The organism is Saprospiraceae bacterium, assembly GCA_026129545.1.
Classification (GTDB): Bacteria; Bacteroidota; Bacteroidia; order Chitinophagales; family Saprospiraceae; genus M3007.
In genome coordinates this window covers 2,786,638-2,809,232 of the sequence record JAHCHX010000001.1, presented here as the reverse complement: position 1 = coordinate 2,809,232, position 22,595 = coordinate 2,786,638, and the positions used below count along the sequence as shown (strand labels likewise).

Below are 22,595 nucleotides of genomic sequence, written 5' to 3'. Positions count from 1 at the left end.
TGCCTCTTTGTGCATCAGAACGGCAAATCGTCGCCTTCGGTAGGTAATGGCGGGGCCGGGTCTGCCGCTGTGGGCGTGGTGGAGACTTCCGTGTTGCGACTCATGGAGTGCTCGGAAGTAGGGATGCGGAAGTCGCTGCCGCCTCCTGCGCCGCCCTCTTGTTTTTCAAGCATGCGGATTTGATTGGCCACGATATCCGTCACATAGCGGTCTTGGCCTTCTTGCGTGGTGTATTTGCGGTAGGAGATTTTGCCTTCCACAAATACTTGCATTCCCTTTTTGAGGAATTTCTCGGCACGCTCGGCGAGGTCGCGCCACACGACCACGTTGTGCCACTCGGTCTGCTTTTGCCAGTTGCCGTCCTTGTCTTTGTAGTTTTCGTTGGTGGCAAGAGAGAAGCGGCCCACTTTGGTCCCGTTTTCGAGGGTGCGCACCTCGGGGTCTCCTCCGAGGTTGCCGATGAGGGTGACTTTGTTGATCATGGTCAAATGTTTTTAGGTAAAAAAAAGCGAGTTTAAAACAACGATAAAGATAAAGCACTTTCCCTCAAATACTGGTCAATTATTCGAGGCATGGCGATATTTTTTTTCAAATTTGTTTTTGGGATTCGCGTGCATCCTTCGAATGGGGCGCGGTCGAACGTGTCGGACGGCGTGTTTTCGGGGAAGTCAATTTCGCAAAAAATGGCTGTCACGACGCGGTGCGTGAGTGTTTGGCGATATGGTCTTGAAAATCGTATCGAGCCGCCTCTTGGAATCATTGAGTTCAACTCCTCTTCAAGGTTTTTCGGCAAAGCGGGCAGCTCAAGCATGGGGAACTCCCACAGGTTTTGCCATATATCCTTGTCGGTGCGTTTTCGGACAAAGGTGTCGCCCTGGAATTGGGCCACGAGATAGAGGAAAAATCGTTCTTTTTTTACCGGCGCTCTTGATTTTACGGGCAGTGTGGAGACACGCTCAGTTCGCAGCGCGACACAATGATTTTGAAGCGGGCAACTTGGGCATTTCGGCTGTTGCGGCGTGCAGTGGGTCGCGCCAAAATCCATGATGGCTTGGTTGTAGTCGCCGGGACGCGCCGGGTCGAGCAATTGCTGCGCAAGCGCGGCGAATTCTCTCTTTGCGTGCGGTGTGTCAATGGGCGTTTCGATGCCAAAATATCGGGCAAGCACTCGATAGACGTTGCCGTCGAGCACAGCGTGTGGCAGGTCAAAAGCGAAGGAGGCAATGGCGGCGGCAGTATAATCGCCCACGCCTTTGAGCGTGCGGATGTTGGCGAGTGTGTCGGGGAATTGGCCCTTCAGTTCGTCGGAGATGTATTTTGCGGCAAAGTGGAGGTTGCGAGCGCGGGCGTAATATCCAAGTCCTTCCCAAAGCTTCAGCACTTCGTCTTCCGGCGCATTGGCCAAATGGTGGACGGTTGGGTATCGCGCTGTGAATCTGTGGTAATAGGGCAGCCCTTGTTCCACGCGGGTTTGCTGCAAAATGATTTCGGAGAGCCAAATTTTGTAGGGGTCGCGTTCGCCTTTCCATGGGAGCGGGCGGTGGTGCCGGGCAAACCAAGCAAGTAGCTGCTCGCGGAAAAAGAGGTGCTCATTCATCGCCCATTTCTTCGTCGTCTGGCGCCTGTTCGTGTTGAGGAGAGGCGGGCGTGCCGTTGCCGTTCAGGATGCCCATGGCCGCCATGGCGCGTTCGCTGGCGAGCTGTTCGGCGCTTTTTTTATTGAAGTCATCAGCGGTGCCGAGTTTTTTGCCATCCACATACACCGCCACCTTAAACTTGTCGCGCTTTTCGCTTTTGTATTTGGCTACCACTTTGTATTCGATGTTGCGCCCGTTTTTCTGGCACCATTCGAGCAGCTGGCTTTTGTAGTTGTCGTCGAAGCTTTCCAGTTCGTGAATGTCCAGATAGCGTCGCAGGATGCGTCGGATGACGTATTGCTTGGTGCGCTCATACCCTACCTCAATATACACCGCTCCCACAAGTGCCTCGAGTGCATTGCCAAGCATGGACTTGGAGAGTCGGGTTTGGTTGTAATTGGCCAAGAACAAATCCAGCCCCATTTTATCGGCGATTTCGTCCAGCGAGTTGCGCTTCACGATTTTCGAGCGCATTTTTGTCAGAAAGCCCTCGTCGGAGTTCGGATATTTTTTGAACAAATACTCTCCTACGATGGTGCTGAGTACCGCGTCGCCGAGAAATTCGAGCCGCTCGTTGTTGGCGATGGCATAGTCGCGGGTGTTAAAAGTGCTTTTGTGGAAAAAAGCCAGTTTGAACAAGGACAAATGGGTCGGCGTGAACCCAATCAGCGTCTTTAGGCGCCGGGCAAGTTCTTTGTCGGGGTGGAGGTAATAGTTGTAGAAACGTCGAATAAATCGCACGGAGTCAATGTTTTTGGGCGCTAAATGTCACACCTGTCGGAAAATGATGGAGGCATTGTGTCCCCCGAAACCAAACGTGTTGCTGAGTGCTGCTTTCACTTTGCGCTGCTGGGCTTCGTTGAATGTCAGATTGAGTTTGGGGTCTATTTCAGGGTCGTCGGTGAAATGGTTGATGGTGGGGGGAGCGAAGTTATGATGAATAGCCAAGATGCAAGCAATGGCTTCGATGGCACCGGCTGCGCCGAGCAAGTGGCCGGTCATGCTCTTGGTGGAAGAGATGTTGATGCCGCTGGCGTGCGAGCCGAACACCTTCTCAATGGCCTTCAGCTCTGCCACATCGCCCAACGGTGTCGAGGTGCCGTGGGTATTGATGTAGTCAATGTCTTCTGGCTTCATCCCAGCATCCTCCATCGCAAGATTCATCACGTTGATGACTCCGAAGCCTTCGGGATGGGGGGCGGTGATGTGATATGCGTCGGCAGTGGCAGCGGCCCCCACGATTTCACAATAAATCCTCGCGCCGCGTTTTTTGGCGTGTTCGTATTCTTCCAGAATAATCGTGCCAGCACCTTCGCCGAGCACAAACCCATCGCGGTCCTTGTCGTAAGGACGAGAAGCTGTTTTGAAATCGTCATTGCGTTCGCTGAGCGCCTTCATCGAGTTGAAACCACCGATGGCAGTTTTTGTGATGGTCGCTTCCGACCCCCCCGTCACTATTATATTCGCCTTGTTCAATCGAATATAATCGAAAGCGTTCATCAAAGAGTGTGAGGACGAGGCACAAGCCGATACGGTGGCATAGTTGATGCCCCTGAAACCATATTGGATGGAAATCATGCCTGCTGCAATATCCTGAATCATCTTGGGGATGAGGAATGGGTTGTGTTTGGGCACCCCGCTACCGAGGACGTGGTCTTCGATTTCCTTTTCCAAAGTGGCCAAGCCTCCTATGCCCGAAGCCCAGATAACCCCCACCCGGTCTTTGTCAATAGCTTCGAGGTCGAGGCCCGAATCCTTCAAGGCTTCCGCCGCCGTCACCATTGCGAATTGAGTGAAACGGTCAATGCGGCGCACTTCCCGCCTATCGAGATGCTCTTCTGGGTTAAAATCCTTGACTTCACAGGCAAAACGGGTTTTGAACTGCGTTGCATCGAATTGCGTAATTAAATTGGCACCGCTCACGCCTTTTTGCAAACCTTCAAGATAGGCAGCGACGGTATTGCCAATGGGGGTGATAGCGCCAATGCCAGTTACGACGACTCGTTTCATAATGTGTTCAGAATTTGGACGTTATGCTTCCTTCGCAAAAGTATTGTCAAGTCAGAAAGCAGTGATTAGGCTGGCAAAGGTAAGGCTTTGGCTCTAATCCATGTTAGCACTTGTGGCTGGAAAAAGCGAAAGGTTCAAAGCGTGTTTGCTTTGAACCTTCCTGTCAACAAAACTCGGGTTTAGGCGCGTCGGAGCGTTTATCAAATTAGCTGGTGTGCGCTTCGAGATATTCGATGGCCTGACCGACTGTCTGGATTTTCTCGGCCTGCTCGTCGGGAATAGACACATCAAATTCTTTTTCAAATTCCATGATGAGTTCTACGGTGTCGAGCGAATCGGCGCCAAGGTCTTGAATGAAGTTTGCCTCGTTGGTCACTTCGTTTTCATCCACGCCCAGTTTGTCAACGATGATTTTCTTTACGCGTTCGGCTACGGTTGCCATGTTTTTTTAAATCTTTAAGTGAAAAAAAGTCAATTTTTCGAGGGGCAAAGAAACGGCTATCCGTTAGTTTAAAAAAATTTTTCCACTTGAAATTTTACCACACCCCGTTTCGGTGTTATACCATGATTTTGTAAAAATAACACTTTGTCAAAAAAAATCATAACCACCAAATATGCTTGCGAAAGCCCCTTAAAGTCTTTGTTTTGGCGTTCAATTTGCAAAAACTTTACTTTTAGTGGTAGGCGCAATTCAAACAAGTGTCATACTTTTGTTGCGCCCTCTTATTGTAAGTTTTACACTTAAAGTAAAAAAGGCATTATGACGCTCACAGAAGTTGCTACCTTGCTCGAAAAAAACACTCCCTATATGCGCAAAGACGGTTCGCAGAACACCAAAATCGTCGCTACCGTAGGCCCAGCCTGCAATACCTATGATAAGCTGCTTGAATTGGTGAAAGCTGGCGTGGACGTGTTCCGCCTCAATTTCAGCCATGGCTCACATGCCGACCATTTGGAGGTCATCGGGCATATCCAAGCCATTAACGAACAATACAACACCCATATAGGCATTCTTGCCGACTTGCAGGGGCCGAAGCTGCGTGTCGGCAAAATCAGGGACAACGCGCTGCCGCTTGGCTCGGGCGATGTCATCACGATTGTCAACGACGAGCTCGCGCCCGGCACCAAAGAGGGCATCTATATGTCTTACCCCCAATTTGCGGAGGATTGCGAGGTGGGTGAGCGTATCCTGATGGATGATGGCAAGCTGGTGTTTGAGGTGATAGAGACCAATAAGAAAGACACGGTTCGTCTCAAATGTCTGCATGGGGGCATCTTGAGCAGCAATAAAGGGGTCAACCTGCCAGACACCAACGTCAAGCTGCCTTCCATGACCGAAAAGGACAAGGAAGACCTTGATTTCATACTCACGCAACCCGTCAATTGGATTGCGCTTTCCTTTGTGCGGCGGCCAGAAGATATGTACGGGTTGCGCGACGCGCTTCAGCGCAGCGGGCACCAAGCCAAAATGATGGCCAAAATCGAAAAGCCGGAAGCGGTGAAAAATATCCGCGAAATCATCCGTGCCTCCAACGCCATCATGGTTGCTCGTGGCGACCTTGGCGTGGAAATGCCGATTGAGCAATTGCCCATGACACAGAAGGAAATCATCCACTTGTGCATGCAATATGCCCGGCCCGTCATCGTGGCCACCCAGATGATGGACAGCATGATTCACAATCCCTCACCCACCCGTGCAGAGGTGACTGATGTGGCCAATGCGGTGTTGGACGGTGCTGATGCGGTGATGCTTAGCGGCGAGACCTCTGTGGGAAAGCATCCCAAATTGGTGATTCAATACATGTCGCGCATCATAGAGGAGGCGGAGAAACAGTATTGGCCCCAAATCGAAACCCGCAGGCCTTATCCTTCCGCCAAATTCAAATTGTTTCACTCGGATGTCATTTGTTTCAATGCTTGCCGAGTAGCGGAGGAAATTGGCTCGGTTGGTATCGTGGGCCACACGATTTCGGGATACACGGCATTCAAGGTCAGCAGCTTCCGCCCAAAGTCGAAGATTTTTATTTTCAGCAACAACAATAGCCGCCTCAACTCCATGAATCTACTTTGGGGAGTGCAGTGTTTCTACTACGACCGCTTTTCCTCTACCGACGAGACCATCGAGGATTGCATCGAGATATTGAAAAACGCGGGCCATATCAAGACGGGCGACACTATCGTGAACACGGGTTCGATGCCAATGGACAGACGATTGAGCACGAATATGTTGAAAATCACAGAGGTGGAATAACGGAAGGTCTTCGTCTTAATGAAATGAGGGGGTGCTATGTTTGACATATAGCACCCCCCTCTCGTTTGTATGACCAGCTGTTTCTCAATCTCCCCAACCCGGCTCATCTTCCACCACTTTGGGCTGTTTGCGCACGATGCCGTATTCCATCTCCTTCTGGCAGGAGCCGCAGATGCCGTAAAGATTGAGTGAGTGGTGCGTGATTTTGAAATTCAGCAACTCGCCCACCATATCCTTGATTTGCTGCACCCGTGGGTCGCAAAACTCGACTACCTTGCCGCAATTGGCGCATATAACGTGGTCGTGTTGTTTGTAGCCGTAAGACTTCTCGTACTGCGCGAGGTTTTTCCCAAACTGGTGCTTTTTTATCAGGTCACACGAAACCAACAGTTCCAAAGTGTTGTACACCGTAGCTCGACTGACGCGATAATTCCGATTTTTCATGTGGATGTACAGCTGCTCCGCGTCGAAGTGGTCGCTGCGTTTGTAGATTTCCTCCAAGATGGCAAATCGCTCGGGTGTTTTGCGAAAGCCGTTTTTCTCCAATTGAGCGGAAAATATGTTGAGGACTTGCTTGATGCGTTCCTCTTCGGTGCGTTGCGCGGTCATCATATTTCTTTCTCTATTTCGGGCAAAAATACCGCTTAAAACAGTCGGGTGTTGGTGAAAGTTGAAAAGAGGGACCATTTGCCTCAAATTGTTTTATCTTGCCAGCCCGAATCATGGCAAAACCACGCACCATCTTTTTCTGCTCCAACTGCGGCGCATCCTCCCCCAAGTGGCTGGGCAAATGCCCCCATTGCGGCGAGTGGAACACCTATCAGGAAGAAATCATCCAGAAAGAAACAACGACGGAGGAAAAACGAAAATCATGGGCGACCTCTGCCAACGGTGGCCGCGCTGAATCTCCCAAGCCCGTATCACTCCACCAAATCGAGACAGGCCGCACCGTCCGCCTCGCCACGCCCGACCAAGAGCTCAACAGGGTGCTCGGCGGCGGCATCGTGCCGGGTTCGCTCGTGCTCATGGGCGGTCAGCCGGGCATCGGCAAGAGCACGTTGATGCTGCAAGTCGCCATGCACCTGCCCGCTAAAATCCTGTACGTCAGCGGAGAAGAAAGCGAGGAGCAAATCAAGATGCGTGCCGACCGCATCGGTAGCCCTAAGTCCGACTGCTACATCCTGACCGAGACGAACACGACCAAAATCCTCCAACAAGCACAGGAACTCCAACCCCAACTCATGGTCGTGGACTCCATTCAGACCATGAGCACGCCGCACCTCGACTCTGCGCCGGGCGGCATCGCGCAGGTGCGCGAGTGCGCGGGCGAACTGCTCCGCTTCGCCAAAGAGACCAATATCCCTGTCTTCCTCATCGGCCATATCAACAAGGAGGGCGACATCGCCGGGCCGAAACTGCTGGAACACATCGTGGACTGCGTGCTTCAATTCGAGGGCGACCGCCACAACACTTACCGCATCCTGCGCACGCTGAAAAACCGCTTCGGCAGCACCGACGAAATGGGGATTTACGAGATGCAGGCGGTGGGTTTGCGTGAGGTGAGCAATCCCTCGGAACTCCTTTTAAGCCAAAAAGACGAGGAACTTTCAGGCTGCGCCGTCGCCGCCACGATGGAAGGCATGAGGCCAATGCTCATCGAGACACAGGCGCTTGTGTCGAAAGCCGTGTTCGGCACGCCACAGCGTTCAGCCACGGGTTTTGATATGCGGCGGCTTTCGATGTTGCTGGCTGTTTTGGAAAAACGCTGCGGCTATTTTTTCAGCATCAACGACGTGTTCCTCAATCTCGCGGGCGGCATCCGCGTGGAAGACCCGGGCATTGACCTCGCCATCGTCGCCTCGCTGATTTCGAGTTTGCAGGACGTGAGCATTCCGTCCAATATCTGTTTCGCGGGCGAGGTCGGCCTTTCGGGCGAAATTCGCGCCGTGCAACGCGTGGAGCAGCGCATCGCCGAGGCCGACCGGCTGGGCTTCAAAGAAATTTATGTCTCGAAATACGGTATGAAAGGCATTGACCCGAAACGCTACGGCATTCGCATTCAAACACTTGGGAAGGTGGAGGAGTTGAAGCGGGCGTTGTTTAAATGAATTTTCTTCTACCGCAACACCGTCACATCCCCCGTCACCACCTCTACTCGACCCGGCAGCGTTTCCACCTCTGCCCAAAAAGCGTACACGCCCGGCAGCGCCTGTATGCCTTTGAATGAACCGTCCCAACCTTCTGAGGTGTCGTTGGTAAAAATGCCGCGTCGCTCGAAAACCAAGTCGCCCCAGCGGTCGAAAATAGCCAATCGGCGGATGGGCATGGGGTCGCGAGTGAACAAGGTGAAGCGGTCGTTGCCCTCCGAAGAAGCCGGGCGTATCACGTTGGGCGCAAACACATTGGGCACCACCGGGATAAACATACTGTCCACGGCTGGGCAACCTTCCGCGTCGAGTACCGTGACCGCCACCCAAGTGCTTGCCTCAGGCTGGAAGGCGTAGGCGAGGCAGTCCGCGCAGAGGAGGCGCTCGTTTGGCGGCTCCCAAAACGCCGACACGACGGGACGACCGGGCAGGGCTTCCAACTCGACTTTGCCGCCCGGCTTGAGTGGGTTGGGCAACAAACGCACTTTCAACGAGACCGAAAAACTATCCGGCTGGCCCATCATTGCCAACAGTGGCCGATTGTAACAGCCCGTCACATCGCGCGCCACGAGCGGGTATGCCCCCATGGAAAGGCCGCTGAATGTGCTGCTCGGTAGAAATGTGCGTCCATCGTCAATCGAAAACTGATAGGGCGGCAGGCCGCCGTAAGGGGTGCCGAAAGTGATGTGCCCGTCGGAAAAGCCGAAGCAGGATGGTTCTTCCACGGTGTATTCAAATGCGGGAGAGTTGAAATCAATCACAAGGGTATCGGACGCAAAATCAGTGCGACGGCACACGCCCAAATATCCGGTGGCAGTGTATTGGCCGGGTGTGTAAACCACCAAAAACGTGTCTGCCCCATATTGCAGCACCGAATCTTCCAACATCCATTGTACTCCATCGAACACTCCATTGGCCACCAAAGTGTCGGGGCAAACACCATCCCCCGCCACCTTGATTTGAATGTCGGGCCTGAGTGTTTTGCTAAAACCCGAGTAAAACGCCGCGAAACTCGCGGGCTGGTTGCGCCCAAACATAGCGACTTGCACCGCGCCTTCCGCCACCACGCTCAACAAATTGGGGGTGCTGTTTTCGGAAAAAAGATTGAGCCGGCGATAGGTCACGAATTCGGGATAGCCCAACACTGGGGCAGGAGCGCCCATTGTCACCTCCGAACCATCTATTTTCACGGTCACCAAAGAATCTTTCATGGCCACAATCATCAGCCCGCCCTCGAAACGCATGGAGCCGATGCGATTCGGCTCGTATATGTTGTCCACCGCGTTTGGGATGCCGCAGCTGATGGGCGGCACAAAAATCAGCCCGGCGGTGCGCATCGCGTCGTCGCTTTGTGCGGTGCCTCCAATCATTTCATACACAAATACAGGTTCCGAACTGCGGATGTAGAGGTTCCCGTTGGCGGTGTAGGCGGCGGTTGGCGCGATGTAATACTGCCCTGCGTTGAGATTGGCGGCGGGTGTCGTATTGCCATTGAACCACACCTGTGTGCCGTCGCGGTGTGCTATGACGATAGGGCGTTCGAGGATGGAAGAGCCATTTCCCCTGCATAATATGTACTCTTTCCCCACCTGCTCGAAAGGCGCGATTTGGTCAATGCCAATGTCGTGTGCCGTGAACTGCACCGGAGCGCCTACCCACGAGCCGCAATTGACCGCCACAGGCTTGGTGGCTTTGAGCAATGCGCCCATGAGGCCGTTGGGGGGCTGCACGCTCTGACTTGCGATGATATAATTGGAAAAAACAACCGTCTCGCCTTTTTGGAGCGTCACCACGACCGGGCCAGTGGATGGCGTGCTGGTGTTGCCAATTTGAAAATCGGTGTCGGGGTGAAAACCCGATAGCGTCACTTCGGTGTCGTCTTCCGAAGCCATCACGCCGACAAAATTGGAGCGGCGGTCCATGCCATCCACTTCCTGCACCAGATGGCCAACGCGAAACTCGGTACCCAGCGCCGCCCGGCCTTTGCAGGTCAGGTCGCCAGCGTGAAATCCCGACGCGGCATGAACCCTGTAATAGGCATAAAATTTTTTCGGGCCATCTATCACCAGACCCTTTCCCTGCAAGGGGGTGTGCAGCTGGCTGGCCGATACCAAAACAGGCGTGGTGGGTGGCAGCCCCAAATTGAAACGAAACGGCTGCGCGTTGCTTATCTCCGCCGTTGTCACCAAGTTGCCCGCGCCGTCGCGGACGTTCACGGTGAAAGGCTCTGGTTCGGGCGTCGAAAGGTACAAGTATTGAGGCCCCCACTCGTTGCGGGCGTGCATGGGCGGTAGCCAGTGAATGGTGTCCAACTGGGCGAAGAGGGGAGCGGCAAAAGCCATCGCCATGAGGGCGAGCAAGAGTCGAGTTGCTTTCATCACCAAGCGAATTTAATGGCTTAAACTTACTGCCATTTGCGCGCTGCGTCGCTATGGTGGGTATTAAATATCGGAGAAAAGCATGGTTTGGCTTGGAATGTCTTTTGCAGAGAGCGTCACCCCTTTTTTGAAAAAACATAAAACTCCTCATCCACCACTAGTTCGTCCTTTTTGCCCAACTTGCATGGGCTTGATTTCCACTCTGTTGTGGGATGGATGAACTCAAACTTTTTAGGCGAGAGCGCCACCTTCAAGGGCATATCAAACCCCTCCACGCAGTTTGTCCATCGGTATTCCACCTTGCCTTTTTTGAGGCGATATTCGAGCACCGGGATGTCTGTGGTGCGCAGATATTGGTCGAACACCTTTTGCAAGGGTTTTCCCGAATGTTTGATGATGTATGCCTCCACTTGTGTGCCGTCCACCGTTTGGTGGTAAAAATCGCGGTTGAGGCCGCGCAGGATGGAGCGCCACTGCGCGTCGTTGTCCACGACTTGCCGGATGGTGTGGAGCATGTTGCCGCCCTTGTAGTACATATCGGAAGAGCCTTCGTGGTTCACGCCGTAGATGCCCACGATGGTTGATTTGTTCTCAATCATCCGGCGGGTGCCTCGAATGTATTCCGCGCCTGCCGCTTTTCCGTAGTGATATTCGGTGTAAAGCCCTTCGCTGTAATTGGTGAAACTTTCATGCACCCACATATCCGCGATGTCGCGATAGGTGATGTTGTTGGCGAACCACTCGTGCCCCGATTCGTGAATGATGATAAAATCCCATTTTTTGCCCCAGCCTGTGCCAGACAAATCCATGCCGAGGTAGCCGTTGAGATATTGATTGCCATAGGTGACGGAGCTTTGGTGCTCCATGCCCAGATAAGGCGCCTCCACCAATTTGTAGCCGTCTTCATAAAAAGGGTAAGGTCCAAACCAATGTTCGAACGCCCGCAACATCGGCTTCACTTGCTGAAACTGCTTTTGGGCCTTTTCCAAGTTTTTCGGCAACACATAATAATCAAGCGTCAGCACCCCCTTCTCCCCGTGGAAAGTGTCGGCGAAATGTGTGTAGTCGGCGATGTTCACGTTCACGCCGTAGTTGTTGATGGGATTCGACACAAACCACTCGAAGGTGCGCGTGCCGTCGCCGTTGTCGGTCGCTCGGCGGAGCCGACCATTCGAGACGTCCATGAGGCCATTGGGCACGGTGACGATGATGGCCTGCGAGTCAGGCTCGTCGTAGGCGTGGTCTTTGCAAGGCCACCACACGCTGGCGCCAAGCCCTTGGCACGAGGTGGCCACGAAAGGCTGGCCTTTGTCATCTTTCGACCAGCTGAAACCGCCATCCCATGGGGCATTGACGGCTACTCTGGGCTTGCCCGAATACCACACGGTGAGTGACTGTCGGGAGCCAATGGGCTGTTCTTTTTTTAGTTCGACGAAATAGGCGTTTTTGCCTTGCCGAACGACTTCGAGCGGTTCGCCATCTTGTTCGGCGCGTTCGAGCACAAGTGGGGGTTGCAGGTCAATTTGCAGCTGGCGCTTGGGGCTGAGCACTTTGTAGTGTATCTCGTTGCTGCCAGCGATGCTTTTTTCAGATGGATTGACGCTCAATGTCAATTTGTAAAAAGTCAAATCCCACCACGCGCGTTCGGGCGTGATGCTGCCTCGCAGGGTGTCGTCTTTGGTGAAAACGGGCATTTGGGGGTAAGCAAATTGCGCGACGAGCAAAAAAAAGGCGCTAAGGACGAGGGGCTTCGAAGCAGTCATAGTGTGGAGCATGGACATTTATTCGGGTGATACTTTGCCGACGTTCCAAGCAGCGGCTGCGCCATGAGGTAAAGCTCGCAACACTGACGCAATGCCTTGAAAACGTTCGCAGAACGGTTCAAAGTTAGCGCAACGTTTGCTATCAAGGTAGAAAGTTTCTGCTGCTTTATCGGCGGAAGGGAAAAATCGGGGGAGCAACCGCGACCCATTTGCTGTTCGTCGCTGCCAAAAAACATACCTTTGGAGTATTCAAAATCGTTTTGCGTCGAATAAGAGAGCATCCAAAAATTCGCCGTTGAAAAAGGGCGCCAAAGCCCTCCACTTGATATGAAAAAGCTGACATTGCTTTTGGGATTTGTATTCGTGCTGTTTGGCATGGCCTTGGAGCATGTTTGGGATTTTCTTGCTGCGCCAAAAACGGTTTGAACAGGTTATGCCTTGATTCACCAAAATTTTTTTGGATGTTTGCCGCCCCTATTTCATCCCGCCGATAGCCCCGAACCAAAAGCGTTGGCATCTGTTTTGCCATGTTGTCTATCCCTTAGGCCATTCATCCGACCAGCTTTTATGTTATTCGCAACACCAACAAGGGGTGGTGTCTCCGCATCTGCGCATCATTCTATGCTCACGCTCGACCTTTTCACGCCGAACGACGATGCCCGACCTGTGTTCCTGACGGGGACTTTCAACGCTTGGACTACTCGCGACGAGCGCTTTAAGATGTTGAAAGTAAAAGACGGACACTACCAATTCACTTTCAAGGAAATACCGCACACAAGCGAGCCATTCGAGTACAAATATGTGAAAGGCGGCTGGGAGGCCGAGGAGCTTGGGCAAGATGGTTTCCCGCCAGTCAATCGTCGCATGGAAGTGCCGCGTGGCAAAGTGGCCGATGTGGTGCCGCGCTGGAAGCAGCACACCGAGGGCTACGACCCGCAGTTTTATCCCGACATTCAAATCGTGGCCAAACGGTTCAACGTGCCCCAATTGCGCCGCCGCCGCCGCATCGCCGTCATGTTGCCGTGGAATTATCACCAAACCACTCGCCATTATCCGGTGCTTTATCTGCAAGACGGACAGAACCTGTTTGAAGACGACGCGCCTTTCGGCACTTGGGGGGTGGACAAACGGTTGGCCGCACTTGCCCAAAAGGGGAAGGGCGATTTCATCGTGGTGGCCATTGACCATGGCGGCAAAGAGCGCATCAAGGAATTTTCGCCGTATCACTCGTCGCGCTGGGGCGAGGGGCTTGGGCGCGACTACGCCCGCTTTTTGGCGGAAACACTCAAGCCGCACATTGACAAGCATTTTCGCACCTTGCCCGACCGACAGCACACTGGCATCGGTGGCAGCAGCATGGGCGGGCTGATTAGCATCTACGCAGGCTTGATGTTCCCTGAGGTGTATTCCAAGTTCATGATTTTCTCTCCCTCATTGTGGGCTTCTCCCAAAATATACGCAGAGCCGATGTACTTCGCCGCATTCGATTCGCCCACAAAAATTTATCTCTATGGGGGCAGTCAGGAGGGTTCGGGGATGTTGCCCAATTTGAAAAAATTCAAAGAGGCGGCGGAGCGAGCAAGTCGCGGACGCACTCAGGTGCGTCTTGAGACAGACCCGGAAGGGAAGCACAACGAGGCACGTTGGGGGCGTGAATTTCCCAAAGCGGCAACGTGGTTGTTTGGGGATGAGTGATGTCCTCCGCGGGCCGTCATCGGCCAGCCGCATTCAGTCGGGTTTTCACTTTTTCAAAATCGGGGTGTTTCACACCTGCTTCTTCCAAGATTTTGATGTCGCCGAGAAACACGTCGCGGAAAGTGGGGTAGTTGTTGCGCCCGTACTCGCGCTCTTTGAGCGGCTCATACCAATCGCGCCAAGCCTCTTCAAAGCGTCCTTGCAACACGAGGGAGGTGGGCATATTGGTTTTCAGCACCTTATTCTCGACGGTGGTCTCGTCAGGGACGATTTCCAAGCCACGTCTGCTGGCCAACTCTACCGCTTTTGCATGGCTTTCGCGCCGGGTGGAAAGGTGTTGCCATGCAATGGAGGTATAGCGTGAAGCAACCTGCCGGCGAACCCTTGCGCTGGTGTCAATGGCAAACAACTCGTCCTCCAGTTGCCGCAAGACGACAAGGAAATTCAGGAGTTCCTCATGGCTCAGGGAGGTGTCTTTTGCATAAAATTGTGCTTCAAGTGTAGCATCCACCCAAAAATAATTGTCCGAAGTCTGATTGAGCCTTTTGATTTTTTCCATATCAAGCGTAGTGCTTGTTCTTGCGGCGAGCGCCACCATCCGAGCAAAGGTGTAAGCATTTGGCAATACGCCCATTGAGCCCGCCTTGTCATAAAGACGCTTGGCTTTTTCCCATTCGCGTCGGTCGTAGAAGAAATCGGCGCTGCTCAGCACCTCGTCGGCATTTTTCAACAACATGAATTGCTCGAAGTCAACTGTTTGACCAAGGCTATCGGCCATTATCTGTAGGCGATGCAACACAAAGCTGGTGGGCTGAATGCGGGATGCTTTCTCAAGCAAGAGCTGCGCTTTCGACCATTGGCGGGCATTGAAGAAAAAATTGCCGTACTGCTCCAATTCATAAGCATCTTCACTGCTCAAAAAGCGATTGAATTCAGGAGGCTCTTGCCCCGTTTTTTCGGAGATGCGATAAATCTGAAGCAAGTTGTCCGTCCTATGTTGCTTTCGCTCGACCATCTCATATAGATGTTTGGATGGCCCCCATTTTTCAGCGACGTAATACATATATGCTGCTTGACTCAACCCATTTGGCTCGTTGGCCAGCACATCAAATCTACTCATGTCGAACGGTTGACGCAACGTGTCCGCTATCACATTGAGTTGAAAGAGGCTGTGTGCGTTGGCTTGCACGGAAGTCGCTTTTTCATATACCGCTCGAGCGTCCGACCATTGTTTTTTGTTTAGCAAGAAATCCCCGTAGTAGTTCAGCTCGGGGAAGTTGCTGGATTGGAGGAAGCGGCGATTGTCGAATGTACGGCCAGTCTGTTGGGCGATGTCGTACAGATGCGTCAAGGCTCTGGGCGTGTGTCGAGTTGTTTCGAGACGCTCATAAAAAGCCTCTGCCTCATTAGGTTCATTGCGGTCGTAAAAGTAAAAATCGGCAGCTTCGGCCAATATGTCGGGGTCGTTGGAAGCCAACACGCTGTCCCTACTGATGCCTGCGCCCGCTTTTAACAAGTCAGAGACGCTCAAGGCTTTGCTTTGACTGATATAGGTGGTTGGGTTGTCCCACAATATCGTACGGCCCCAATCCGATTCTTCCACAATATACCGACTATCAGGTGTGAAATAAGCTTTATTCACATTGTTTGCGGCACCTGAGAAGGTGCGCAACGGGCGACCGTTGTTGTCCCAGACGATAATTTTATCTCTGCTCCACGCGAGTTTGAAGCGACCATCTGCCGAGATATCGTGGCCCTCCAAGCTTGACAAACCTTCCAATATCTGTGAAACGCGGTAATGCCTATCGAATACCTGTAAGTATTCGCATTTGCCAGCTTTGAGCTTGTAGCTGAGCACGCGGCCATCGGGGAAAAGAAAATTACTTGACCTAATGGGCAAACTACCGCTGTACCGGCCTGCTTCACGGCCATTGCTGTCCAATATGTATGTGATATGGTTGGGATAGGCGTTGGCCGTTGCATACAACAGGCCATTTGAGCCGTAAGCCAGTCTCTCTATGTTGGCAGGCGCTGTCCATCTTTTGGAACGCTGGGTAGGCATATCCCAAACTGTAATTTGTTGATTGTCGTTGGCAATGGCCAATTGTTGACCATCTAAGGAAAAGCTATAAGAATACGATTTTGGCGCATCTACCAATAATTTGCCGCGTTTATCCCATACTTTTAGCCTGTAATCAGGATAATCCTCAATTGCCCAGATGTGGCCAAAAGGCGAAAAACCAATGGAGGAAAATAACCCATTTATCTGTGCTGCCAACACGCCGTTTTTGTCGAATAGATATGTTGACGTATCTCCTTGAATATAAAAATCGGAGCCATCCGGGGAGAATTTAACAGAATGCATATTGTTATACCTAGCATTGGTTTTAGCATCCAACACACCAACTTTTTCTCCTTTGTCATCCCAGATTAGAGCATTCCCTTTGTTATTAACGCTCAATATGCGGTCACCCATTGGCGAAATCAATACAGTGCCAGTAGCCAGCTCATCCGCTCGAAATGTATGCTTCAAGTTCCCATCGTAATCCCAAGTCCGAATCGTGCTATCGGGACAATGGACCAAGAGTTGTTTGCTTTTTGATAAAAAATGAATGTCGTCGGATTGTATGGGGTAGTAAAATGGTGCGTGCAGGGTTGCCACTAAATTTGTGACGGAATCCAGTATCTGTATGCTAGCGCGAGCGTTTTCATACTCGCCCGCTGCTATTCTTTCGCCGTCGGGAGAGATTTTTAAAAAGGAAGCGACCTTTGCGGGAGTCATGTTTTTTTGCCACAGAAGCACCTCCCCTCCATCGCCTACACTAGATAAAACATTTCCTTTGGGAGTGGTAACGATAGAAGAAGACCTATCATGTATCCTGATTTGGGAGAAGGTCTTCCTTTCAATATCGTAAAAGCCTATATTGCCGCTATGAGAAGAGATTGCTAATACTCGGCCATTCTGCACGAATACTATCTTCGCTATACCATAACCAAAGTCCGTGTAGGTTAATGGGAGCTTGGTTGTGGTCAAGTTGACGTAATCAATTAGCATCAATTCGGAGTATTGAAATGTCGCTATCTGACTATTTTTTTCACTGATAGCCAATTTATAGCCCGAATACAACATTCTAACAGAATCCAGCTGACCTGTTTCTATATCCTTTAAAATCAAAAACTGACTCTTTGAGATTATCAGCTTGCTTCCATCGGGTGTGAATTGCACTTCGCTTGCGTGGGTTTTTTTGCCCCATAGTGTGTCAATAGTGCGCCCCAATGTATCCACGAGCACAAAATTAGGATAACCACTATTGCTATACCCGCCCAAAAGGATAAGCGAGCCATCGGGGGAATAGCTTCCTTTAAAGGTATTCTTTTCCAAAAAACTATTGGAGAATTTCCTGACCACGTCTCCGGTCTCTATATCCCATACGGTACAGGTATCATGGACAATTAGCAAATGCTTGTTGTCAGGAGAGAATACAGGTTGGCCCAACATTCCCTTTTGTCGGTCAAATGTTTTTAGTAAAGCCCCATTGTCGCTATCAAGGAGATATATGCTGTCTTGCCCTTTTGAAACGATATACCTTCCATTCGGCGAAAAGACCGCATCTCCTCTCGTTTGGGCATGGATAGGAGCAGCCCAACGCTGCTTTCCATCCAAGCCCCAAAGACGCATGGTGGAGTCGGTTCCGCAAGTGATGAGTGTTGTCCCGTTTGGAGAAAACGCGATGTCGTACACCCTGCCAGTGTGTGCTTTGAAGGGGCGATACACCCATGCGTCGGGGGCGCTGGCGATGCTGTGCATCACGGTTGCCACTCCCGGCTCCATGCAATACTGGCCGGTCGAATCGAGCGACTTTTCCCAAGCCATGGCGGCCAAATGTCGGCCAAGGGTGGGATTCTCTGTTGCTTTTGACAAGGCGAGGGCTGCCAATCGGTTGGCCTCGGAGGAGCGCTCGGCTTTTTGTTTTTCTAGCAGCGTGGTGCGCTCGGCGTTCAAGGCGCGGTAGGCATTGGCTTCTGCTTGGCGTTTGGCGGATTCAGCTTCAAGGCGCTGCTGCTCTATTTTTTCAAAAACGGCCAACACCTTGCGATTCACCTCGGCTGAGGTGGCGGCATCACACTCTTCCTTAGCCGAAAGGTATTTTTTCAGAGCGCGGTCGTACTGCTTGTTTTTTTCAAAATCGGCGGCTTCGCGCAGTAACCTTGCGCAATCGGTATATTGCGCGTTGAGGGGCGCGAAACCCGCCAACCAGCAAAGTGTTATGAAAAGTAGGTGCGTTTTCGGCATGGCAAGTATCATGGTTTGGGTGATGCTGCGATAGTGACGATAATAAGTGATGTTGACCAAAGGCACTATTAGACTTGTTGCGGTGGAGGCCTTTGGCGAAGGGAAAGCCCTCCACCGCAACAACTCTATTCATTGCGCTCCAGCAGGCGCACTTGCTCCAACAGGTCGGCGCGGGTAGAATCCACCCCTAAAGCCGCGCGCAACATTTTGAGCTCGAGCAGCGGCTCTCCGGTGAGTCGGTGTGTTTCAGCCTTTTTCAGGTAGTCATCCACCTGTTTTTGTTTTAGCTCGGCGAGGCTTCGCTCGGCATTTTGTTGCGACATTTCGGCCTTCAATTGTGCGTCGTGGGCCAATCGGCTTTGTTTTATCGCCATGATGGAGGTCACTATGGATACCCCCGCAAGCACGAATCCGATAACGGCATAGCGAGTGGCGCGTTGGCGCTTGCGGCGTTCTTCCGTCAGTTCTGCTTGGCGTTTTCGCTCTGCCTCGGCGAGCTCTGCTTGCCGTCTGCGTTCGGCTTCTGCTTCGGCGGCACGCAGCTCTGCCTCCAAGCGGCGTGTTTTGGCTTTCAAAACCGGGGCCACGAGCGTGTCGTGGCTGAGCTCGTAAGTATATCCCCCCCGCAGGTTAGGCTCTGCCCGTAGCAAATGTGTGTCCACGAGACGGAGCAGCAGGTCGTCGCTGATGCCGTAGGATTCATGGATTTGCACATCGAAGAGGGTAAGCCGCCGTTGCTCTTTTTCATAGACCAGCCCTTCCTCAATAAGTCGTCGGGCGGCCAGCTGTTCTGCGGGGTCGTCTATTTGGGCAATCTGGTTGTCGTAATAGTGCCTAAACACCTGTTCAGGCTCGCCCACGTCGTCTGGCTCGATGAAGTAATCGGCAGACCGGTACACATACTGTTCGATGGATTGACAAAGTATCTGCAACTGGAAGGATTCGATGGGCTGTGTTCCGCCTTTGGTCAGGTAAGCAAGCATCGTATCGAGCGCTGCGGGGGCATACTGGAAGGGCAACGTGGCATAAGAGCCTTCTTTTTGAGCGGGTTGCTCTATGGCAGCACGCGCCTCCGCTGGGCTAAGGGATTGCAGCTCGTATCGTTGCGAGAGTATTTGCGGCACAAAAGTGGAAAGCCGGTCGAGGAGGCTCATGCGGTCGGAGCGGATAGCGCACACGATTCGGATGTTGAGGCGGCTTTCCAACGCCGCTTCTTCCTCGTCGGTCAAGAGGTCGGGTTGGGCAAGCAGAAACAGCTCGGCCATTTTGCGCACGCGCTGTGGCACGGCTGTCTGGAGTAGTTCGGCGAGTTGTCGCCCGAATTGTTGCACCGCTTCGTCGGGATAGGTGAACAGCTCCTCAAATTGGTCGAACACCAGCAAGAATCCCTGTGGCACAGGTGCCGGGTTTTTGCTTGCCGAGTTGGGGGCTAGGGCGTTGAGCTGGCGAGTTTTGGCAGCATACCACAGGGAGCGGTCGTCGGGAAAAATCTTTTCCAAAAAAACAGGCTGGTTGAAGCCGCGCAGCAAAAGTTCGCGCGTAATCTGGACGGGCGCGTCGGTCTTGCTCTCCGTCCATGCGTTGAATCGCACGACGATGGGCTGCCATCGGCCTTCATTTTCCACGCGGGGCAAAAGACCTGCGTTGAGCAAGGAACTTTTCCCCAATCCTGATTTGGAATAAAACACCACCAACTGCTCTATTTGCAACAGGTTGTGCAGCTCGCGCACGGCCTGCTCGCGCCCAAAAAACAAGTGTTGCTGACCCAAGGCGAATGGCCGGGCACCTGGGTAACGGTAGGGCAGGTGGGAAGGGTTTGATTTCATGGGAGTTAGGCAGGTTGCATGGCTGCCTCACGCACCCGATTGATGAGGGCGGCAAGGTCGTAAGTGATTTTTGCGCGTTCCACGTTGTCTTCTTGAGTGTATAGAACCCCCGCTTGTGCCTTGCGTTCCAAATTCTCGAAGCGACTCATCATCAGCACAGCTTGCATTTCCAGCTCGCGGAATGGCGGATGGGGGCTGCGGGCTGGCGACAACAGCACACGGAGCGAGTCGAGTGCGTTGCGGGTATCGCCGTAGGCTATCAGGTTCATGATTTCGTCGGGCGTATTGACCAGTTTGGGGGTTGGCGGGGTGGCATCGGCGGGGGGTGCGGAAGGGCTTTGGCGGAGCATCCCCTTGTCGGCACAGCGTTCGTGAAGCTCCTGCACGAATGCCTGAATGTTCTCTTCCACGAATTGTATTTTAAACTGCTGCTCATACATGGAGCGCGTCGTAGGGTCAAGCGCGTCGGGGGCAGGCGAGATGCGGTCGAAGTTGGCCCCGTCCGCGTGAATGCCCAATACGCGAAGTAGCAACTGCATATACCACTTCCCAAAGGGTATTCCGAGAAAGATATAGTTGTTGGCTTGCAAGAGCTCTGCTTTCAACTCTGTGTTCATACGTCCGCCAGTGAACACCGCTTCCAAATAATCGAACAAATCATTGTGGGTCAGCACCAGCGACTCGTCCTCTTCCACCCAGCCGAGCAGATTGAAGAATACGGGGAGTTCGCTCACGGGTTTTTCCAAGGGCTTTGCCGCTTGGCCATAGTGGTAGTAGGTGGCTTGATGGGCCACCCTATGCGTCGTCAGCACTTTGGAGGGCAGGCGGTCTGGCACAAAAGACACGATGACCTGAAAGGGAATCTGCGCTATTTTTTCAAAAATAGCCTCTGCCTGAGGAAATGGCCCGTTGTAAAAATCGCGCATCTGCGAAATGACGCGCGAACGAAACTTGTTTTCACGAAACAAGAAAAAACCGTCATTTTCGTAGAACGATTGGATGTAGGGGTGTTTGGTGTTTCGAGCGTCCAGCGCGCGACAAAGCGCCTCTTCCAATGGTGTCCCTTCCGCATCGGTGTAAACCTGTGGGCCGATGATAAGGACACATTTCCTGCGGCGGATGGTGTCGGTGATAAAATTCCAGTCTGTTTGCAAGGCGAATTTGGCTTTTTTGTACTGCCTCAAAGTTAATGTGCCGACACGAGATGATGTCAATAAAAAAACGCGGAAAATTTTTGTTGAGTCTTTTTCGCCTTTAATCTGGGCATATCTTCGCCGTTCTCAAACTGACACCATGCGTCATTTATTCACAGCCTTTTGTTGTTTCCTATGCAGTGCTGCGCCGAAGGTGCTCTATTCCCAAACCACTTACCTGCATTGCGGTCGCCTTGTGCCTATCAAAGGCGAACCTCAAACTGCTGTCACTCTCGTGGTGCAAGGCGACACTATCGCTCGCATTGAGCGCGGTTACACCGCTGCGCCAAAGGGCGTGCAACTTATTGATTTGAAAAACAAAACCGTGTTGCCGGGGCTGATTGATTGCCACGTTCATTTTGAATTCGAGCAAAATCGCAATTCCTACAACGAGCGCTTCACGCTCGGCGAGGCCGATATTGCTTTTCGCGCCGCCTTGTATGCCAAACGAACCCTTGAAGTGGGCTTCACGACGGTGCGCGACCTCGGCGGGCGCGGCGTGAACATCGCTTTGCGCAATGCCATCAATAGCGGTTTTGCCGAAGGCCCGCGCATCGTCACCTCCGGCAAAACCCTCAGCATCACGGGAGGGCACGGCGACCCTACCACTGGCGCTCGCGAGGACTTGTTCGACCCTCCTCCCGGCGCGGAAGAGGGCATCGCAGATGGCCCTGATGCTTGCCGAGCCGCCGTTCGCAATCAGGTGAAGCGCGGCGCCGATTGCATCAAGGTGTGCGCGACGGGTGGGGTGCTCTCGCTTGCACGCGACGGGCGACTGCCCCACTATGCAGAGGACGAGCTTGTCACCATCGTGAAAACCGCACGCGACCTGGGCGTGGATGTCGCGGCACACGCGCACGGCGACGAGGGGATGCGGCGCGCGGTGGAGGCTGGCGTTGTCAGCATAGAGCATGGCACCTTCATGAGCGAAGCCACTATGGATGCCATGATAAAACATGGCACTTGGTATGTGCCCACCGTCACGGCTGGCAAAGCGGTGAGCGACAGTGCGCAATTCGCGCAAGGGTTTTTCCCAGAAGTGGTGCGGGTGAAGGCGCTCAACATTGGCCCGCAGATTCAAGCCACGCTCGGCAAGGCATATAAAAAAGGCGTGAAAATAGCTTTCGGCACCGACGCGGGCGTTTTCCCACACGGCAAGAATAACCTTGAATTTGTTTACATGGCCGAATCCGGCATGAAGAACAGCGATGTTCTCCGAGCAGCCACGCTTGACGCGGCTACCTTGCTTCGCCTGCAAGACAAAATCGGCAGCCTCGAACCCGGGAAATTGGCTGATATCGTGGCAGTAGAGGGTAATCCGCTCGACGACATTCGGGCCATGCTCAAAGTGCCTTTCGTGATGAAGGATGGAAAGGTTTTCAAAAACGAATAAAAGGATTG

16 protein-coding genes are annotated in these 22,595 nt (G+C 52.7%); 4 read left to right on the top strand and 12 right to left on the bottom strand.

The features are described from left to right. Window positions 1-14 precede the first annotated feature (14 nt). From KIS77_10800 to KIS77_10780, 5 genes are all read right to left on the bottom strand, one after another. A complete protein-coding gene (locus KIS77_10800) occupies window positions 15-482 on the bottom strand; it encodes a single-stranded DNA-binding protein (protein MCW5922826.1) in 468 nt (155 codons plus the stop codon). Window positions 483-514: 32 nt separating this feature from the next. After that, the gene (mutY, locus tag KIS77_10795; GenBank protein ID MCW5922825.1) at window positions 515-1,597 is read right to left on the bottom strand and encodes an A/G-specific adenine glycosylase; all 1,083 of its coding nucleotides are present in this window, start codon (window positions 1,595-1,597) and stop codon (window positions 515-517) included. Next, window positions 1,590-2,378, bottom strand: a complete 789-nt coding sequence (gene rnc, locus KIS77_10790; GenBank protein ID MCW5922824.1) for a ribonuclease III — start codon at window positions 2,376-2,378, stop codon at window positions 1,590-1,592. Before rnc ends, mutY begins: the two co-directional genes overlap by 8 nt. A 27-nt stretch (window positions 2,379-2,405) precedes the next feature. Continuing rightward, window positions 2,406-3,647 carry a beta-ketoacyl-ACP synthase II gene (fabF, locus tag KIS77_10785; GenBank protein MCW5922823.1) on the bottom strand — a complete coding sequence of 414 codons (1,242 nt, stop codon included), beginning with the start codon at window positions 3,645-3,647 and terminating at the stop codon, window positions 2,406-2,408. Between the two features lie 205 nt (window positions 3,648-3,852). Beyond that, window positions 3,853-4,089 (bottom strand): acyl carrier protein, encoded by a 237-nt coding sequence (locus tag KIS77_10780; protein ID MCW5922822.1) that lies wholly within the window; start codon window positions 4,087-4,089, stop codon window positions 3,853-3,855. A 366-nt stretch (window positions 4,090-4,455) separates the two neighbouring features. On the opposite strand from KIS77_10780, the gene pyk reads away from it, so the two are divergent. Next, on the top strand, window positions 4,456-5,898 hold the full coding sequence (gene pyk / locus KIS77_10775) for a pyruvate kinase (protein ID MCW5922821.1): 1,443 nt from the start codon (window positions 4,456-4,458) through the stop codon (window positions 5,896-5,898). Between the two features lie 84 nt (window positions 5,899-5,982). Here the strand turns inward: pyk and KIS77_10770 are convergent, their stop codons facing one another. Then, window positions 5,983-6,507, bottom strand: coding sequence for a transcriptional repressor (locus KIS77_10770; protein MCW5922820.1), 525 nt, complete (start codon window positions 6,505-6,507; stop codon window positions 5,983-5,985). 113 nt (window positions 6,508-6,620) lie between these two features. Here KIS77_10770 and radA point away from each other — a divergent pair, with 113 nt between their 5' ends. After that, a complete protein-coding gene (gene radA, locus KIS77_10765; protein MCW5922819.1) occupies window positions 6,621-8,006 on the top strand; it encodes a DNA repair protein RadA in 1,386 nt (461 codons plus the stop codon). Window positions 8,007-8,014: 8 nt separating this feature from the next. On the opposite strand, the gene KIS77_10760 is transcribed toward radA, so the two are convergent. The 3 genes from KIS77_10760 to KIS77_10750 all read right to left on the bottom strand — a co-directional run bounded on the left by KIS77_10760 (window position 8,015) and on the right by KIS77_10750 (window position 12,715). Continuing rightward, window positions 8,015-10,423 carry a gliding motility-associated C-terminal domain-containing protein gene (locus tag KIS77_10760; protein MCW5922818.1) on the bottom strand — a complete coding sequence of 803 codons (2,409 nt, stop codon included), beginning with the start codon at window positions 10,421-10,423 and terminating at the stop codon, window positions 8,015-8,017. Between the two features lie 116 nt (window positions 10,424-10,539). Beyond that, window positions 10,540-12,186, bottom strand: a complete 1,647-nt coding sequence (locus KIS77_10755; protein MCW5922817.1) for a M1 family metallopeptidase — start codon at window positions 12,184-12,186, stop codon at window positions 10,540-10,542. 166 nt (window positions 12,187-12,352) lie between these two features. After that, on the bottom strand, window positions 12,353-12,715 hold the full coding sequence (locus tag KIS77_10750; protein MCW5922816.1) for a hypothetical protein: 363 nt from the start codon (window positions 12,713-12,715) through the stop codon (window positions 12,353-12,355). 38 nt (window positions 12,716-12,753) lie between these two features. Here KIS77_10750 and KIS77_10745 point away from each other — a divergent pair, with 38 nt between their 5' ends. Further along, window positions 12,754-13,881, top strand: a complete 1,128-nt coding sequence (locus KIS77_10745) for an alpha/beta hydrolase (protein MCW5922815.1) — start codon at window positions 12,754-12,756, stop codon at window positions 13,879-13,881. Window positions 13,882-13,897: 16 nt separating this feature from the next. Here KIS77_10745 and KIS77_10740 read toward each other — a convergent pair whose 3' ends face one another. The 3 genes from KIS77_10740 to KIS77_10730 all read right to left on the bottom strand — a co-directional run bounded on the left by KIS77_10740 (window position 13,898) and on the right by KIS77_10730 (window position 21,155). After that, complete coding sequence (locus tag KIS77_10740; GenBank protein MCW5922814.1) at window positions 13,898-18,235, bottom strand: hypothetical protein; 4,338 nt, start codon at window positions 18,233-18,235, stop codon at window positions 13,898-13,900. A 65-nt stretch (window positions 18,236-18,300) separates the two neighbouring features. Continuing rightward, window positions 18,301-20,001, bottom strand: coding sequence for an ATP-binding protein (locus tag KIS77_10735; protein MCW5922813.1), 1,701 nt, complete (start codon window positions 19,999-20,001; stop codon window positions 18,301-18,303). 5 nt (window positions 20,002-20,006) lie between these two features. Continuing rightward, window positions 20,007-21,155: a hypothetical protein gene (locus tag KIS77_10730; GenBank protein MCW5922812.1), complete on the bottom strand. Its 1,149-nt coding sequence runs from the start codon at window positions 21,153-21,155 to the stop codon at window positions 20,007-20,009. 139 nt (window positions 21,156-21,294) lie between these two features. Between KIS77_10730 and KIS77_10725 the strand changes: the two genes are divergently transcribed. After that, a complete protein-coding gene (locus KIS77_10725; protein MCW5922811.1) occupies window positions 21,295-22,587 on the top strand; it encodes an amidohydrolase family protein in 1,293 nt (430 codons plus the stop codon). Window positions 22,588-22,595 lie beyond the last annotated feature (8 nt).

What these genes read in the sequence shown, in the direction of transcription:
- KIS77_10800 (MCW5922826.1), bottom strand. Translation starts at nt 482, where the DNA reads ATGATCAACAAAGTCACCCTCATCGGCAACCTCGGAGGAGACCCCGAG.
- mutY (MCW5922825.1), bottom strand. Translation starts at nt 1,597, where the DNA reads ATGAATGAGCACCTCTTTTTCCGCGAGCAGCTACTTGCTTGGTTTGCC.
- fabF (MCW5922823.1), bottom strand. Translation starts at nt 3,647, where the DNA reads ATGAAACGAGTCGTCGTAACTGGCATTGGCGCTATCACCCCCATTGGC.
- KIS77_10780 (MCW5922822.1), bottom strand. Translation starts at nt 4,089, where the DNA reads ATGGCAACCGTAGCCGAACGCGTAAAGAAAATCATCGTTGACAAACTG.
- pyk (MCW5922821.1), top strand. Translation starts at nt 4,456, where the DNA reads ATGCGCAAAGACGGTTCGCAGAACACCAAAATCGTCGCTACCGTAGGC.
- KIS77_10770 (MCW5922820.1), bottom strand. Translation starts at nt 6,507, where the DNA reads ATGACCGCGCAACGCACCGAAGAGGAACGCATCAAGCAAGTCCTCAAC.
- radA (MCW5922819.1), top strand. Translation starts at nt 6,621, where the DNA reads ATGGCAAAACCACGCACCATCTTTTTCTGCTCCAACTGCGGCGCATCC.
- KIS77_10760 (MCW5922818.1), bottom strand. Translation starts at nt 10,423, where the DNA reads ATGAAAGCAACTCGACTCTTGCTCGCCCTCATGGCGATGGCTTTTGCC.
- KIS77_10755 (MCW5922817.1), bottom strand. Translation starts at nt 12,186, where the DNA reads ATGACTGCTTCGAAGCCCCTCGTCCTTAGCGCCTTTTTTTTGCTCGTC.
- KIS77_10750 (MCW5922816.1), bottom strand. Translation starts at nt 12,715, where the DNA reads ATGGCAAAACAGATGCCAACGCTTTTGGTTCGGGGCTATCGGCGGGAT.
- KIS77_10745 (MCW5922815.1), top strand. Translation starts at nt 12,754, where the DNA reads ATGTTATTCGCAACACCAACAAGGGGTGGTGTCTCCGCATCTGCGCAT.
- KIS77_10735 (MCW5922813.1), bottom strand. Translation starts at nt 20,001, where the DNA reads ATGAAATCAAACCCTTCCCACCTGCCCTACCGTTACCCAGGTGCCCGG.
- KIS77_10725 (MCW5922811.1), top strand. Translation starts at nt 21,295, where the DNA reads ATGCGTCATTTATTCACAGCCTTTTGTTGTTTCCTATGCAGTGCTGCG.